Annotated in this window: 16 protein-coding genes; 12 read left to right on the forward strand and 4 right to left on the reverse strand. The window is 59.7% G+C overall.

All coding sequences use genetic code 11. From position 1 onward, the window contains the following. The 6 genes from tnpB to H620_RS0109595 all read left to right on the forward strand — a co-directional run. Positions 1–269: IS66 family insertion sequence element accessory protein TnpB (gene tnpB / locus H620_RS0109570; RefSeq protein ID WP_027907233.1), on the forward strand; the 269-nt coding region annotated here is incomplete at its 5' end. A 466-nt stretch (positions 270–735) separates the two neighbouring features. Then, on the forward strand, positions 736–1806 hold the full coding sequence (gene rfbB / locus H620_RS0109575) for a dTDP-glucose 4,6-dehydratase (protein WP_027907234.1): 1071 nt from the start codon (positions 736–738) through the stop codon (positions 1804–1806). Continuing rightward, a complete protein-coding gene (gene rfbD, locus H620_RS0109580) occupies positions 1803–2705 on the forward strand; it encodes a dTDP-4-dehydrorhamnose reductase (RefSeq protein WP_027907235.1) in 903 nt (300 codons plus the stop codon). Before rfbB ends, rfbD begins: the two co-directional genes overlap by 4 nt. An 11-nt stretch (positions 2706–2716) precedes the next feature. Beyond that, positions 2717–3598 (forward strand): glucose-1-phosphate thymidylyltransferase RfbA, encoded by an 882-nt coding sequence (gene rfbA / locus H620_RS0109585; RefSeq protein WP_027907236.1) that lies wholly within the window; start codon positions 2717–2719, stop codon positions 3596–3598. Further along, positions 3598–4146: a dTDP-4-dehydrorhamnose 3,5-epimerase gene (rfbC, locus tag H620_RS0109590; RefSeq protein WP_027907237.1), complete on the forward strand. Its 549-nt coding sequence runs from the start codon at positions 3598–3600 to the stop codon at positions 4144–4146. Before rfbA ends, rfbC begins: the two co-directional genes overlap by 1 nt. 231 nt (positions 4147–4377) lie before the next feature. Continuing rightward, a complete protein-coding gene (locus tag H620_RS0109595; RefSeq protein WP_023379298.1) occupies positions 4378–4710 on the forward strand; it encodes a ComEA family DNA-binding protein in 333 nt (110 codons plus the stop codon). 145 nt (positions 4711–4855) lie between these two features. Here the strand turns inward: H620_RS0109595 and H620_RS26365 are convergent, their stop codons facing one another. Further along, positions 4856–5023, reverse strand: coding sequence for a DUF2897 family protein (locus tag H620_RS26365; protein WP_010952850.1), 168 nt, complete (start codon positions 5021–5023; stop codon positions 4856–4858). 183 nt (positions 5024–5206) lie between these two features. Here H620_RS26365 and pyrF point away from each other — a divergent pair, with 183 nt between their 5' ends. Together pyrF and H620_RS0109610 are read left to right on the forward strand one after the other, a co-directional pair. After that, on the forward strand, positions 5207–5908 hold the full coding sequence (gene pyrF, locus H620_RS0109605; protein WP_023379299.1) for an orotidine-5'-phosphate decarboxylase: 702 nt from the start codon (positions 5207–5209) through the stop codon (positions 5906–5908). 82 nt (positions 5909–5990) lie between these two features. Continuing rightward, positions 5991–7187 carry an O-antigen ligase family protein gene (locus H620_RS0109610; protein ID WP_027907238.1) on the forward strand — a complete coding sequence of 399 codons (1197 nt, stop codon included), beginning with the start codon at positions 5991–5993 and terminating at the stop codon, positions 7185–7187. Here the strand turns inward: H620_RS0109610 and H620_RS0109615 are convergent. Further along, entirely contained in the window at positions 7184–8074 is an 891-nt protein-coding gene (locus H620_RS0109615) for a glycosyltransferase family 2 protein (protein WP_027907239.1), read from the reverse strand. The two genes, H620_RS0109610 and H620_RS0109615, sit on opposite strands and share 4 nt — an antisense overlap. Positions 8075–8604: 530 nt before the next feature. On the opposite strand from H620_RS0109615, the gene H620_RS0109625 reads away from it, so the two are divergent. Next, the gene (locus tag H620_RS0109625; protein WP_027907240.1) at positions 8605–9159 is read left to right on the forward strand and encodes a serine acetyltransferase; all 555 of its coding nucleotides are present in this window, start codon (positions 8605–8607) and stop codon (positions 9157–9159) included. A 97-nt stretch (positions 9160–9256) separates the two neighbouring features. Further along, positions 9257–10060 carry an LPS biosynthesis protein gene (locus H620_RS0109630; RefSeq protein ID WP_027907241.1) on the forward strand — a complete coding sequence of 268 codons (804 nt, stop codon included), beginning with the start codon at positions 9257–9259 and terminating at the stop codon, positions 10058–10060. A 74-nt stretch (positions 10061–10134) separates the two neighbouring features. Here H620_RS0109630 and H620_RS0109635 read toward each other — a convergent pair whose 3' ends face one another. Further along, complete coding sequence (locus H620_RS0109635) at positions 10135–11136, reverse strand: NADP-dependent oxidoreductase (RefSeq protein WP_023379307.1); 1002 nt, start codon at positions 11134–11136, stop codon at positions 10135–10137. 243 nt (positions 11137–11379) lie between these two features. On the opposite strand from H620_RS0109635, the gene H620_RS0109640 reads away from it, so the two are divergent. Next, positions 11380–12141, forward strand: coding sequence for an SDR family oxidoreductase (locus H620_RS0109640; protein WP_023379308.1), 762 nt, complete (start codon positions 11380–11382; stop codon positions 12139–12141). On the opposite strand, the gene H620_RS0109645 is transcribed toward H620_RS0109640, so the two are convergent. Beyond that, the gene (locus H620_RS0109645) at positions 12138–13304 is read right to left on the reverse strand and encodes an MFS transporter (protein WP_023379310.1); all 1167 of its coding nucleotides are present in this window, start codon (positions 13302–13304) and stop codon (positions 12138–12140) included. The two genes, H620_RS0109640 and H620_RS0109645, sit on opposite strands and share 4 nt — an antisense overlap. Before the next feature lie 413 nt (positions 13305–13717). Here H620_RS0109645 and H620_RS0109650 point away from each other — a divergent pair, with 413 nt between their 5' ends. Next, a complete protein-coding gene (locus H620_RS0109650) occupies positions 13718–15115 on the forward strand; it encodes an aminotransferase-like domain-containing protein (protein ID WP_027907242.1) in 1398 nt (465 codons plus the stop codon). Positions 15116–15903: the final 788 nt, after the last annotated feature.

Consider the following 15903-nt stretch of genomic DNA (forward strand, 5'->3'; position numbering starts at 1 on the left):
TCGAACTCGATATCAAGGTGGCGGTGTTCGACCCAGTGCTTTTCGTCTTCCTCAACAAGCCGCGCAACCGCGTGAAGATCCTGTATTGGGAACGCAACGGCTTCTGCCTCTGGCTCAAACGCCTAGAGTCCGAACGTTTCAAAACTTCACCCGATCCGACTGACGTCGCCATTGTCCTGACCGTTCAGGAACTGAACTGGCTACTCGATGGCTTCGACCTCTGGCGCAACCGTCCGCATCAGGTTTTGACGCCTCGATTCGTGGCCTGATTCGGTATAATCCAGGGCATGAATTTCGTGCCCGACAACCTCCCTGATGATCCTTAACTTCTCAAGCAGATGCTTGCAAAGGTGCAATCCAGGATGGGTGTGCTCGAAGAAAAAGTTGCACTGCTATGGATTCTCCGAACAAGTCAGCACAGGTCGGGTGTCCTGTACTGACTTGTCCGGAGAATCCTTAGGCGTCATAACCCGGTCAGCAAGCTGCGTGGACTGTGCCCAGACAGGCGCGATAGTAAATAATGCTGCAACAGCGACCGAAGGGAAAATAGAATGCATGGACAATCCCTGTGAGCCCGGATGGTTTCCTGACAAGGGGCGAATTTTGTCCCGCAGGCAATGAGAGAACAACAGCCAAAAGCGTGAGCAGTGTCTTACTGCAACAATCCTGCAGCTTTCCGTCTAGAATTGCGCTTAGTTACCTCTACCCGACACTTACTCGAGAAGCGTTCACCCTATGACAATACTGGTAACCGGCGGCGCCGGCTTCATCGGTGCGAATTTCGTGTTGGATTGGTTAAGCCAATCAGGCGAAACCATCGTCAACCTGGACAAATTGACCTACGCCGGCAACCTGCGCAGCCTGGCTAGCCTGCAAGGTAATCCGCAACATGTCTTCGTGCACGGCGATATCGGCGATGGGCCGCTGGTGCAACGGCTGTTGGCAGAGCACCGCCCGCGCGCGGTGCTCAATTTTGCCGCCGAGTCGCACGTCGACCGCTCCATCCACGGGCCCCAGGCATTCGTTGAAACCAATGTGGTTGGTACCTTCCAGTTACTGGAAGCAGTGCGGGGCTACTGGCAAGGCCTGGACCAGGTGCAGCGGTCGGCGTTCCGCTTCCTGCATGTTTCCACCGATGAGGTTTATGGCTCGCTGAAAGCCGGTGAGCCTGCGTTCACGGAGACCCATCAATACCAGCCAAACAGCCCGTACTCGGCCAGCAAGGCGGCCAGTGACCACTTGGTGCGTTCCTATTACCACACCTATGGCCTGCCGGTGCTTACCACCAACTGTTCGAACAACTACGGGCCGCTGCATTTCCCCGAGAAGCTGATCCCGCTGATGATCGTCAATGCCTTGGCTGGCAAGCCGCTACCGGTGTATGGCGATGGGCAACAGATTCGTGACTGGCTCTACGTCAAAGACCACTGCAGCGCCATCCGCTGTGTGTTGGAAGCCGGGCAGGTGGGTGAGGTGTACAACGTCGGCGGCTGGAACGAGATGCCCAACCTGGACATCGTCCATCGCGTCTGTGCGCTGCTCGATGAACTTCGCCCGCGGGCTGACGGGCAACCTTATGCTAGCCAGATCAGCTTCGTCACCGACCGCCCCGGCCACGACCGCCGCTATGCAATCGACGCCCGTAAGATCGAGCGAGAGCTTGGCTGGAAGCCTGCCGAAACCTTCGAATCCGGTATTCGTAAAACGGTTGCCTGGTACTTGGCCAATCAGGACTGGGTGAAGGGCGTCATGGATGGCAGCTACCGTGATTGGGTTGCACAGCAATACGGGGCGAGCAAAGCGTGAAGATCCTATTGCTAGGGAAGAACGGACAAGTTGGCTGGGAGTTGCAGCGGTCACTTGCGCCTCTGGGTAATCTGATCGCGCTGGACCGTCAAGGCAGTGGTTGCCTGTGCGGGAATTTGGCCGACCTTGACGGCCTGGCGGCAACGGTACGCTCGTTGGCTCCGGATGTTATCGTCAACGCGGCTGCGTACACCGCAGTTGACAAGGCCGAAAGCGAGCAGGCGCTGGCCGCCCGGATCAACGCCGAAGCGCCAGGTGTGCTCGCGCACGAGGCGGCAAAACTGGGCGCATGGCTCATTCACTACTCGACAGACTACGTCTTTGATGGCAGCGGCCAGGCTCAATGGCAGGAAGACGCCCCCACCGGACCATTGTCCGTGTACGGTCGTACCAAGCTTGACGGTGAGCGGGCCATTCAAGGCAGCGGCGCCAGCGCCGTGGTCTTGCGCACCAGTTGGGTATATGCTGCGCGCGGTCATAACTTCGCCAAGACAATGCTGCGTCTGGCGGCTGAGCGAGATTCGCTGAACGTGGTCGCGGACCAGTTCGGCGCTCCGACTGGTGCTGAGCTGATCGCCGATGTCACCGCCCATATACTGCGACAGATTTTTCGCGAGCAGAATGCAAACCATTTGGCCGGCACATACCATCTTGCCGCCGCTGGTGAAACCAACTGGCATGCCTATGCTCAGTTCGTATTGGCACATGCCAGCCGCAACGGCGCTGTCTTGAAGGTTTGCGCCGAGCAAATTGGTGCAATCAGTACCGAGGCGTATCCGGTTCCAGCCCCGCGCCCGCGAAATTCTCGGCTGGCATTGGCTAAACTCGAAGAGACCTTCAATCTCAAAATGCCTCCTTGGCAACAAGGTGTGCAACGGATGCTGGACGAGATCCAGTAACAGGAATTCCTATGGCACGCAAAGGACTCATTCTGGCGGGTGGCTCGGGCACTCGCCTGCACCCCGCGACACTGTCGGTATCCAAGCAGTTGTTGCCTGTGTACGACAAGCCGATGATCTATTACCCGCTGAGCACGCTGTTGCTGGCGGGCATTCGTGACATCCTGATCATTTCAACACCGCAGGACACTCCGCGCTTTGAGCAGTTGCTCGGCGATGGTAGTCAGTGGGGTATCAACCTCACTTACGCCGTGCAGCCTAGTCCAGATGGTTTGGCACAGGCCTTCACCATTGGGGCTGACTTCATCGGCAACGCTTCGTCGGCTCTCGTACTAGGCGACAACATTTTCTACGGCCATGACTTCCAGTCGCTGTTACTCAGTGCCGATAAGCAAGAGAGCGGCGCATCGGTCTTTGCGTATCACGTTCAGGATCCCGAACGTTACGGTGTCGCGGAGTTCGACGAAACAGGGCGCGTATTGTCGATTGAAGAGAAGCCGAAAGTCCCGAAATCCAACTACGCCGTAACCGGGCTCTATTTCTACGATAACCAGGTGGTAGACCTGGCCAAGCAACTGAAACCGTCTGCACGGGGTGAGCTTGAGATCACGGACCTGAACAACCTGTACCTGCAACAGCAGCAACTGCAAGTCGAGATCATGGGCCGTGGTTATGCCTGGCTGGATACCGGTACCCACGACAGCCTGCTAGACGCGAGCCAATTCATCGCCACCATGGAGCGCCGCCAAGGCCTCAAGGTGGCCTGCCCGGAAGAAATTTGCTACCGCGCTGGATGGATCGACGCCGAACAGCTGACGCGCCTGGCACAGCCGCTGCTGAAGAACGGCTACGGGAAGTACTTGCAAAACCTGCTTGAAGTGAAGGTATTTTGATGCACGCTATTCCAATGGCCATCCCTGAAGTCATCCTGTTCACTCCCAAGGTATTCGGCGATGAGCGTGGCTTTTTCTACGAGAGTTTCAATGCTCGAGTGTTCAACGAAGTCACTGGCCTGCAGCCGGACTTCGTTCAAGACAACCATTCCCGCTCTGTGAAGGGCGTGCTGCGCGGCTTGCATTATCAGTTGCCGCCTCACGCCCAGGGTAAGCTGGTTCGTGTGGTTCAGGGCGAGGTGTTCGATGTGGCGGTGGATATCCGTCGCGGTTCGCCCACCTTCGGCAAGTGGGTAGGTGCCGTGCTGTCATCGCAGAATCATCACCAGCTGTGGATTCCCCCTGGGTTTGCCCATGGTTTCGTGACCTTGAGCGAGACCGCTGAGTTTGTTTACAAGACCACGGACTTCTATTCGGCCAAGAGCGAACGTTGCATTGCCTGGGATGACCCTCAGATCGCTATCGAATGGCCGATTGACTTTGCACCTACGTTGTCTGCCAAGGACCAAGTAGGTAAGGCACTGGAAGACGCTGACGTGTTTGAGTGAATCAGCACTTCGGGAGTCGCCGTGTTTGCCTGCCAGGTGTGCTCAATCTTACTGCCAGGAAGGCGTTGTACCCGCTTGATGTAGGAAGTTGTACCGCAACAAGTTGTGACGTCTAATCCAGTCACAAATCCCACTGCAATCAAGCTGGTGGTATTGCGCGTGAGTCGCTAGGTTGAAGGGGCAGCGATGGAAACAGCTGCACACCCAATCAACTCAAAGGAGTGACTACTCATGCGCAATACCGTCCTCAATTACCTGCTGCTGCCGTTGTTCGCCGGCCTGTCCTTTTCGTTGAGCGCTGCACCGGCTGAAGTCGGTGCCATGAAAGAGCCTGTGCCGCTGGTAAGCCAGATGGAGGCGCCAGCCGGGCGGCTGGACTTGAACAAGGCCGATGCGGCCACCTTGCAGAAAGCACTCAATGGTATCGGCAAGGCCAAGGCTGACGCCATTGTGGCCTATCGGGAGGCTAATGGGCCTTTCACGTCGGTGGATGAGTTGCTGGAAATCAAAGGGATTGGCAATGCGTTGCTCGAGAGGAACCGGGGCAAGTTAATGGTCGAGTAAGCCTGGAGGTAGCGCCGAACGATTGTTGGCGCTGTTCTCTCAGGGCGTGCTCTGCCGGTAATAGGGCCGTTTTGCAGCCCTGTTACCGGCAAGCCGGCGATAGGGCCTCCAGATAAGCGCCGCTTGCCGCCCGGTCGCGCGTCTTTCACCTATCCTGCGCATCCTTGGCATCTGCTTCAGCGTTGCGCTCATGCACTTTCCTAAGCTGCTCCTCCGTCAAAGGCAGCTTCTTCGCCGTATCTCGCAGCAACATCAGCCCACCGACAATCGAGCCGAGGGCTATGATGAGTATCAGCCAGGCATACCAGGGCATCTGTTGTTCTCCTGTTATCATCAATGCAATCGCTTGTACAAATTTTGAGCGATTGCTGTCTCCGTTGGTTCAATTATAGGAGCCGGCCCCCGTTGGGCCAATTCTGCTGCCCCATGGCCACCCAAGCCTGTGCCACATCGTTTACAATGCGCGCCGTTTTCGAATTGCCAAGAGACCCAGACCATGTCCGCCTGCCAGACGCCCCTGATCGTTGCCCTGGATTTCCCGACCCGCGAGGCCGCCCTGAAGCTGGCTGACCAGCTTGACCCCGCCCTGTGCCGGGTAAAGGTTGGCAAGGAACTGTTCACCAGCAGTGCCTCGGGCATCGTCGAGACCCTCTGCGCCAAGGGTTTCGAAGTGTTCCTCGACCTCAAGTTCCATGACATCCCCAACACCACGGCCATGGCAGTGAAGGCGGCAGCCGAGATGGGTGTGTGGATGGTCAACGTTCATTGCTCTGGTGGCCTGCGCATGATGTCGGCTTGCCGTGAAGAACTGGCCAAGCGCAGCGGGCCGCAGCCTCTGCTGATTGGCGTGACCGTGCTCACCAGCATGGAGCGTGAAGACTTGGCAGGCATCGGTCTGGATGTCGACCCGCAAGTGCAGGTGCTGCGCCTGGCCGCTCTGGCAGAGAAGGCCGGTATGGACGGTTTGGTGTGCTCGGCACTTGAGGCTCCGGCGCTGAAGGCGGCACATCCTTCGTTGCAACTGGTCACTCCGGGCATTCGCCCGGCGGGCAGTGCCCAGGACGACCAGCGTCGCATTCTGACCCCGCGCCAGGCACTGGATGCGGGCTCGGACTACCTCGTGATTGGACGCCCGATCAGCCAGGCAGCAGACCCGGCCAAAGCCTTGGCTGCGGTCGTGGCAGAGATTCGCGGCTGAGCCAAACGCAATCACTGAAGTTCAGAAACCGAAATCGTATAGGACATACGATTTCGATGTCCTATTTGTCAGAGAACGCTAAATGTCAGTTGATGTTGCAGTTGAATCGCCAGTTCAGCGCCTGGGTAGCCTGATCAATAGCTACGTTTTGCCGGTAGGGTGGGTGGTCATCCTCACAGGGATGTTCTGGGCTTGGGACCGTGCTGCGTTCCATAAACTGTTTTATATCTTTCTGGCGGTTCCCACGCTGCTGATGCTGGTCAAGCAGCGGGATCTGTTCAGGCCTATGGTCATGAACCCGTTGTTTCTGGCTTTCCTGGCGTTCAGTGCGTACACACTGTTGACCATTGCCTGGTCAGACACCGAAAACTCTACAGGCAGTCTGGTCAAGCGGCCCCTGTACATTGCCATGCTGCTGTTTGCTGCGGGTATCATCAGCCTGCGTTCCCCTACGCAACTGGACCAGTGCACACGGTTCGCGGCGATCTTTGCTGCGATGGCAGCGGGTTTGTCGCTGGCTTACTACCTGTACAGCACTCCAGTGCTAGCCGGTCGGCGGTTGAATGGATACGGTGCGCTCTACAATCCTCTGCTCACCGCTCACGTATTTGGGGCATTCGCGGCCTACTGGTTGGCGTCCTGGTTCCAAGCGCGCAGCCCGTTCAGCCCGCTGCCATTGCTCGCTCTCGCAGTGCTGGGGCTGGCAGTGCTGGCAACGGGTTCGCGTACACCATTGGTTGGCTTGGCTGCCGCTTTAGGCTGGCTTCTGATAGTAGGAGATCGTCGACGTGGTCTGCTGGCCATTGCGGCGGTCGCAATCGCAGCCATCTGCGTGGTACTGGCTTACCCTGAGGCTGTTATCCAGCGTGGTATGTCATACCGTCCGGCTATTTGGATGGAAGCCCTGCGTCAGATCGGTGAGCATCCCTGGCTTGGCCATGGTTTCGACGCTCCGATGACGGTGATCATTCCCGGCTTGACCAAAACCTTGGCCGACCCGCACAACATCGAATTGGGTGTGTTGTACGCGGGTGGCATCGCAGGGCTAGTGCTGTGGATGACGCTTTACGGATTGGCGATGCACTTCAGCTGGCTTTATCGCAAGCACCCCGGCGTCACAATTGCAGCCACTTGGCTGATCTTCGGCTTCGCCTCGGGCCTGACAGAAGGCAGCGCTTTCATGTCACGCCCTAAGGAGCATTGGTTCCTGATCTGGATTCCCATGGCGCTCGTCTATGGCCAATCGCTGATCCACTGGAAGCGCGGTCGGTCTGCTTAAGAACAGACCAGTCGCCACATGCCGCGCAAGGTCTTCCGGTTCCAGTACCTGACCGGGATTTCCGAAAGGATTTCCCAGCTCAGCGCCTTGTCTCGGTTGGCGTACTTCAACACCATCGAGTTACGGAAGTTCATGCACACCTGCTCATACTGTGGGTGGTCCTGGAACACCGCGTAGGTTTGCAACACATTGTCGACCATGAAGCGGCCGTTCTTGAAGGTATTGCTCGGGTGGTCGCGGTATTGCGCCAGCACCTCGCCCAGCACATCGATGTAGTAGCCGGCACGGGTAATCGCCAACTCGATGTACACATCCTCCAACCGAATGCTGTCATGGAAGCCACCGACTTTATCGAGTGCTTCACGGCGTATCATTAGAGTCGCAGCCATCGGCCCGGGCTTACGGTCCAGGAACAGGTCATCGAAGTCCAGACGGCGGAAGGGCAGGTTACGGTTGCGCTGCTCGCGTGCGCCCATCACTCGACCATTCTGGTCGATTGTTTCGATATTCGCCGAGCAGATGCCGACTTCAGGTTTCCCTTGCAGGTATGCCACTTGGGTGGCGATACGGTGGGGCAGCATGATGTCGTCAGAGCCGAACGGGACAATCAGCGAGCCTTTGGCACGTGCGATGGCGTCATTCAGGGTGCGCGCCAAGCCTTGGTTGGCCTGGAGTCGCAGGTCGAAGCCATGTTGCGCTTGCAACCGCTTTAAGAGAGTTGGGCTTTCATCTTTCGAACCGTCATCGATAATCAACAGCTCAATGTTTTTATAGGTCTGGTTTAAAACGCTGTTGATACTTTCTTCAATGTAGCGCGCGTGGTTGTAAGACGCGATGATGACTGTCACCAGAGGTGTATCAGTAGCATCGAGACATGGGGCGTGCATAGTTAAGCCTCTAACCTTGACTCTTTACTGCATTCATGGTGTGCAGTTTGTTGGCATTTTTTTACCGCTCGACTGGAAGGCCCAAGGATGGCGGTTTCGCAGCAAGGGTACGCGAAGCCCAAAGGCTTGTACACCTGGGCCGGCTCTGGGGAGCGGCTACCGCTAAGCGGGAGCTACCCAGTGCAAGGGCAGGGTCGAGGACCGTAGCTGTTGTAGTTAGGAACCTACTGATTCCTCCAATCCCCTGTTGATTTTCAACCATTCTTTGGTGAATTCTCCTACTTTCATTTCAATTTCTTGGGCTATTGATTTTGTAACAATGATTAACATATTGCAGGATGTAGTAGCTCAATAGGCTACTTGTCTTTAGCGGTCGCCATTGTGGGTATGGGCTGACTAAGGAGAATGCAAATCCAGACGAAGGTTTCCTTTGGCGTCCGCTGAAAGGAGTGGGCGCGGAGTGCAGCAACCTGCTGCATCTCCGTCGCCATTTGGGCATCATGGCGGGTCGATCCCATTGGTACCCGCGTGTGAACCTCGAAAACCTACTCGAATGCTGGCGGCAGGAAGTCTCCAACAAGAAAAAGCCAGGACGCCGAATCAGCCTGTTGTTCAACATCCTCCGACGCATACGGCGGCACAATAAGCTGCGTTTTCTCTTCAAGTACCGGCTTGCTCAGTACCTAAACGCCCGAGGCGGCCTGGCCAGGAGCTACGCTCGGGGAATGCAGCAGAGGCTCAACCTCAAGTACGGGGTAGACATTGACATCGGCGCGCAAATCGGCCCCGGCCTACGCATCGCCCATTTGCCCGGCGTAGTGATCACTGGCTACGTGACTATCGGTCGCAATTTCTTCATCCGTCAGAACTGCACGATCGGCATCAAGACCCTCGGCCTGGAGCAATACTCACTAACCATCGGCGACAACGTCAGCCTCGGTGCCAACAGCTGCATCATCGCCGACTGCATCAGTATTGGCGACAATGTCGTCATAGGCGCCATGTCGCTGGTGACCCGGGACATCCCGGCGAACACCACCTTTTACAATCCTCGGCAGACGATTCTTCTTCCAATATCGGAATAGTCTGATGGTGGACTGGAGCTGTGCGTGGTTGATCTTGGATGGTTCTTGGTAAACGTTTTGTGTATAGTCCGCCGCGCACGATTTCAGTGGAGGCACGGTGGAAGTACTCAGCGTCAAGAGGCAATCTCTTTGGGGGCCTGTAAGAGATTTCGCGACATGCCGTGGTATCGCCAAAGGGCCGGTGTTTATTGTCGCCTCTGGCTCCTCAGCCAAGGATTTTCCCCTCCAGCGTTTTGCCGACATTCCGATGATCACGCTCAACGGCGCGATCTCGATGTTCGAGGGTAGCGGTATCCGTCCGTTCTTCTATGTATGCACGGACACCGGATTCCCTTTGCAGCAACCTGACCTTTACGCCAGTGCTCTTTCGCTGAGCCGCCGGCTCGCTCTTTGGCCGGACGAGATTGAAGCGGCCCAGACTTCGACCAGTGCTGAAATCTACCCACTAACCAAGGCAAGCCGCTCGACCCTTTACGAATCGGCGTTCAATCCACAGCCGGACCTGGTACGCAGCCGTGAATTCTGGCGTTCGCGCTCACGGACATTGGGCTTCAGCAAGGACCTATCCGCTGGCTATTTCGACGCCCGGACCGTTGCCTATGCCGCATTGCAGATTGCCTACCACGTAGGGTTCACGCAGGTGTTCCTGGTGGGCGTTGATCTGACGCAGGCCGCTGGACGTTTCTACGAAACGGCGGGACGAGCTATTTCGCCTTGTGGCCTGGACGATTACTTCGAAAGCCGCATCTTGCCATCGATGAAGTTGATGGCTGACCGTGTCGTGGACGAACGCTTCTCCGTCTACAACCTGTCGCAAACCTCCAGGATTCCGGATGCAGTGATCCCAAAGGTGTCCGTCGAGCAGGCTGAAGACATCATCTTCTCCGGGCTCAGCTTCTAACCGACAAGCCAAGCCAACGGGCGCAGCGTTCATGCAAGCGTTGCGCCCACCGGGTCATCGGAGAGGGGAAGCTATCAAACCTTCAACACCAACTTCCCAAAATTCTCCCCACTGAACAGCTTCAACAACGTCTCCGGAAACGTCTCCAACCCTTCCACCACATCCTCTTTGCTCTTCACCTTCCCGCTGGCCAGCCACCCGGCAATCTCCTGAGCGGCCTTGCCATACTCCTTGGCATGGTCCATCACCACGAAGCCTTCCATGCGCGCCCGGTTCACCAGTAGCGCCAGGTAATTGGCCGGCCCTTTGACCGCTTCCTTGTTGTTGTACTGGCTGATGGCGCCACAAATGACGATGCGTGCCTTGAAGTTGATGCGGGTCAGCACGGCATCGAGGATCTCGCCGCCAACGTTGTCGAAGTACACGTCCACGCCTTTCGGGCACTCACGCTTGAGGCCGGCGAGCACGTCTTCGGCCTTGTAGTCGATCACGCCATCAAAGCCCAGTTCGTCCTTCAGGTACTGGCACTTCTGCGCGCCGCCGGCAATACCGACCACACGGCAACCTTTGATCTTGGCGATCTGCCCGACGAGGCTGCCCACCGCGCCCGCAGCGCCAGAGATCACCACCGTCTCCCCAGCCTTGGGTTGACCGACGTCGAGCAGGGCGAAGTAGGCGGTCATGCCGGTCATGCCCAGTGCAGAAAGGTAACGGGGCAGGGGGGCGAGGCGTGGGTCGATCTTGTGCAGGCCCTGGGGCTCTCCGGTGAAATAGTCCTGTACGCCGAGGGCACCGCTGACGTGGTCGCCCGGCTTGTAGTCGGGGTGGCGGGAGCTGATCACTTCGCCCACGCCCAAGGCCCGCATCACCTCGCCCAGGCCAACGGGCGGGATGTAGGACTTGCCTTCGTTCATCCAGCCGCGCATGGCCGGGTCCAGCGATAGGTAGAGGTTGCGCACCAGAACCTGGCCGTCGCCCGGCTCTGCGGCAGGCACCGCCTCGAAGGTGAAGTCGTCGCGGCGCACGGCACCGACCGGGCGTTTGGCAAGCAGGAAGCGGCGATTGGTGTGGGTCATGACAGGTCCTTTAGGCAGGTGGATGGCTCAATTTACCTTGCTGATGCAGGTGGGTCAGTAACATCACTGACAAGCATGTTAGCCCAACTGCTGCCTTGATGATGCTGCCCAGCCTAAAGGCGGTCTGACTAGACTCTGCTCGATATCCGATGAGCCTTCATCGCCGGCCAGCCGGCTCCTGCAACGGCCTCGGAACCCTGTAGGCGCCGGTGAGGCCGGAGCATCCAACCCAAGGAGCGAGCTATGAGCATGACCTTTTCCGGCCAGGTAGCCCTGATCACCGGCGGCGCGGCGGGCATTGGCCGGGCGACGGCGCTGGCCTTCGCCCGGGAAGGCCTCAAGGTGGTGGTGGCCGACCTGGACGAGGCGGGTGGCGAGGTGACCGCCATGCGGATTCGCGAGGCGGGTGGCGAAGCATTGTTCGTGGCCTGTGACGTGACCCAGGACGCGCAGGTGCGCCACCTGCATGCAAGGACTATCGAGGCCTTCGGGCGACTGGACTACGCCTACAACAATGCCGGCATCGAGATCGAGCAGGGGCGCCTGGCCGAGGGTAGCGAGGCAGAGTTCGACGCCATCATGGGCGTCAACGTCAAGGGTGTCTGGCTGTGCATGAAGTACCAACTGCCGCTGCTGCTGGCCCAGGGCGGCGGGGCGATCGTCAACACGGCGTCGGTGGCGGGCTTGGGGGCAGCGCCGAAGATGAGCATCTACAGCGCATCCAAGCATGCGGTGATCGGCCTGACCAAGTCGGCGGCCATCGAGTATGCGAAGAAGGGCATTCGGGTGAATGCGGTGTGCCCCGCCGTGATCGACACCGATATGTTCCGCCGCGCCTACGAGGCCGACCCGCGCAAGGCGGAGTTTGCAGCGGCGATGCACCCGGTTGGGCGCATCGGCAAGGTAGAGGAAATCGCCAGTGCGGTGTTGTACCTGTGCAGTGATGGCGCGGCGTTTACCACTGGGCACTGCCTGACGGTCGACGGCGGCGCGACGGCCATCTAGGACGACGCCTGGGCTGCCAGCTGTGCCGGGCGTGCGCCGCGTACCAGGGCCACGGCCACACTTGCGCAGCCCAGTAGCAATGCCAGCCCGAACACCACCAGTGCCAGCCGCGGCCCGAGCCGGTCGCTCAGCAACCCGGTGAAGATCACCGGCAGGCTGAAGCCGAAGTAGGCCAGCAGAAAGAACCCGGCGCTGGCGCGGGTCTTTTCTGTGCCGGCCAGGTGGTTCACTGCAGCTAATCCACCCAGGTAGATGAACCCGTAACACGCACTGCTGGCGGCGACTGCACCCAACAGCACTGCCGCCAACTGCCCGTGGTCGGCTCCCCAGGCCAGCAAGGCGTAGCTGCACGGTAAAATCGCCAGTCCCAGCAGAGTCGCTTTGCTGCTGGCCATGCGGCGTGCCATGGGCTGGAACGCCAACCCGCAAGTGATCACGCAAAACGTCGAGACCCCCGACCATTCACTCAGGCCATGCTGGCGCAAAATGCCTGGCAACAGCGCAATCACCAGGCCCGAGCAGGCCCAGGCCAGCAGAATTGCAAAGCCATAGGCAACGCTGCCTCGGGGGTAGAAGGGCAGGCGCAGCATGGCGCCACGTTGCGCCTGGCGTGGGTCGGGCAGGCGCCACACCAGCAGCACGGCCAAGGCGGCGAGCAGCAGTTGCAAGTGGAAACTGCCGGGTGTGAGGCTGGCTTCGTGCAACAGGAACAGGCTGGTCAGCGCCGCCCCCAGGCCAAAGCCCAGGGAGGTGCTGGCGGTCACCCAGGTGGCGGCGCGTGCGCTGTGGTCGGCGCCCATCAGTTCGCCCATGTAGGCGGTCGCCGTGGCGGTGGCGAGGCCAGTGCCAAGGCCCAGGCACAGGCGCGCCAAGGCGAGGGTGTGCAAGCCGGGGGCCAGCAGCATGAGTGAGGTCGCGATCATCGACAGCAACAGCGCGGCAATGATCAGTGGTCGTCGCCCGATGCGGTCGGCGAGGCCGCCCAGGGCCAGCAGCACGGGAATGACGCCCACCACGTAGGCGGAGAACGCCACGGCAGTGGCGGCGGCGCCTTGGCCGGAGAGGTCGGCGTAGGCGATGTACAGTGGGGCTGGCAGGTTCACCGCAAGGGTGATCAGGCACAGGGCGAAGGCCAGCAGGGCGGGGGTGGGGTGCGGGGGCATGGTGTTCAGGTCCTGAGTTTATTGGGTTTGCCACAACTTTTTTGGGTGCCTAGCAGATCGAGCGCCGCCCGCGCGGCGCATCGCGAGCAAGGCTCGCTCCTACGTTTGTTTCGGGCCAGTTATGCCTGTGGGATATGCGCGCGACCGCTTTGGCGCATCGTTCGATATCGAGTCGTACCAACAAGTCGGTCGCGCGCGCCTGTCACAGGCGTTATTGGCCCGAAACAAACGTAGGAGCGAGCCTTGCTCGCGATGCGCCGCGCGGCGCTCGATTTTCGTGGCACCTCAAAGCTCAAGTCAGGCCTCTTCTCCAGAATTCCGGTTAGGGTGTCAGTGCGCCCATGCCCCTCACAAGACACACCCCGCATCGATTTATGCTTAACTGTTCGCCAAAAAACAGCGAACACTTGCCGATGCACATCCCCCTGGACCGCGACAGCGCCACCCCTCTGGTGCAGCAACTCACCCAGCACCTCCAAACCTGGATCACCCAGCAGCGCCTGCGCCCAGGCGCGCGCTTGCCGTCGATCCGCACCCTGGCCCGCGACCAGCGTGTCAGTGCTTCTTGCGTGATCGAGGCCTACGACCGTCTGGTCGCCAGCGGCTGGCTCGAAGCGCGCCACGGTACCGGCTTTTTCGTCGCCGAGCGCAAGCCGGGCCTGGTCCTGGATGACGAGCCGACCTGGGGCGAGGGGGGCGACGGCAGCTGGCGCCAGTTCCGTGAAGGTCATGACGAGCTGGTGAAGCTGGGCTGTGGCTGGTTGCCCGCCGCCTGGCGCGCCCACGAAGCACTGACCCATGCCATACGCCAGGTCAGCCGCGCCAGTGCGCAGGACCTGTTCGACTATTGCCCGCCCCTGGGCCTGGCCAGTCTGCGCCAGCATTTGCACAAGCGTCTGGCGCGCCAGGATATCAACGCCGGCCCCGAGCGCATCCTCACCACCCAGGGGGCCAGCCATGGCCTCGACTTGCTGGTGCGCACGCTGCTGCGCCCAGGTGACACGGTGTTGGTGGAAAACCCTGGCTACTTCAATCTGTTCAACCTGCTGCGCCAGCACCAAGTGCGCATGTTGCCGGTCCCTCGTACCGTCGACGGCCCATGTGTGGCCACGGTCGAGCGTTTGCTGGCCGAGCACCGCCCACGCTGCCTGTTCGTCAACAGCTTGTACCACAACCCCACCGGCACCAGCCTTACACCCAAGGTCGCCTACCGTTTGCTGGAACTGGCCCGCGAACACGACCTGCGCATCGTCGAGGACGATATCTACGCCGACTTCCAGGAAGGGCCGGCCACGCGGTTGGCGACCCTCGACAGCGAACAGCGGGTGATCTACCTGGCCAGCTTCTCCAAGACCCTGAGCAGTTCGCTGCGGGTGGGCTACATGGTGGCCGATGCACCGCTGCTGGCGCGCCTGGCCGAGTTGAAGATGGTCACCGGCATCGGTACTTCGCGTTTTGCCGAGCAGGTGGTCGGGCAGATGCTCGCCAATGGCAGCTATCGCAAGAGCACCCAGCGCCTGCGGGTGCGCCTGGGGCAGCACATGGCCAGGCTGCTGGGGCAGCTGGAGCAGTTCGGCTGGGAGGTGTTGTGCGAGCCCTGTGGCGGCATGTTCGTTTGGGCACGGGTGCCGGGACTGGAATTCGCGCGCCTGGAGCAACTGGCGCGCGAGCACGACGTGCTGCTCACCCCCGGCAGTGCGTTCGACTACCAGGGCGCTCCCAGCCCATGGCTGCGCATCAATGTCGCTTACGGGCAGGACTCTCGCGCCCAGGCCTTCTTCCAGCACGCAGGACGACCTTCAGCACGCTGAAAACGACACGTTCATAGCTATTTGACACTATTCTGACGTCAAGCCCTTGTGAGCAGGCCAGCGGCATTGCCACTCTTGGCTTTCGGCAAAACCTGACAGGGTGAGGGGAGATCGGCAATGGGCGCGACCAGGCACGGTATTCTGGCCAATCTGGGCATGGCCCGCAAAATGGGCCTTGGTTTTGCCTTGGTGCTGTCGTTGACAGTCGCGGTGGCGGGCATCGGTGTCGTGGCGTTGCACGGTGTCGGCCAACGGTTCGATGGCCTGCGCCAACTGGCCCAGTTCAACACCGATTTATTGCGCTTGCGCCAGCATGAACAAGCTTTTGCGCTGCGTTCCGATATCAAGGAGGCCGAAGCCTTGCGTGCAGGCCTGAAGGACCTCACCGAGCGTGCGCGCAGTTTGCCGGCATTGAGCGGTGCACCCGCTGAGCTCGACGCCTACGGCCAGTCCTTCGAGGCTTTCGTCGAAGTGGTGCAGGCCAAGGAGCTTGCGTTGGACATGGCCAGTTGGGCGGTGTCCAGCGTGGCCAACAACCTCGACGTGCTGCAGTCAGGCCTGGCCGACGATGGTACCTATACCCTGAAGCAATCCCAGGGCCAGCAGGGCGGCGAATTCCTTGAGCAGGCGACCCAGGTGGCGCAGGTGTCGCGATTGATGCTGCAGGCCATGGACGAAGCCCGGGTGCGCCTGGATAAAAGCCGCAAGGGCGAGGAGCAAGGCAGCCAGGAGCGTATCGCCCAGACCGTCGAGGCTGCCAGCTTGGTCGATCAGCTCAAGGGTACCAT

The organism is Pseudomonas taiwanensis DSM 21245, from assembly GCF_000425785.1.
GTDB classification, from domain to species: domain Bacteria; phylum Pseudomonadota; class Gammaproteobacteria; order Pseudomonadales; family Pseudomonadaceae; genus Aquipseudomonas; species Aquipseudomonas taiwanensis.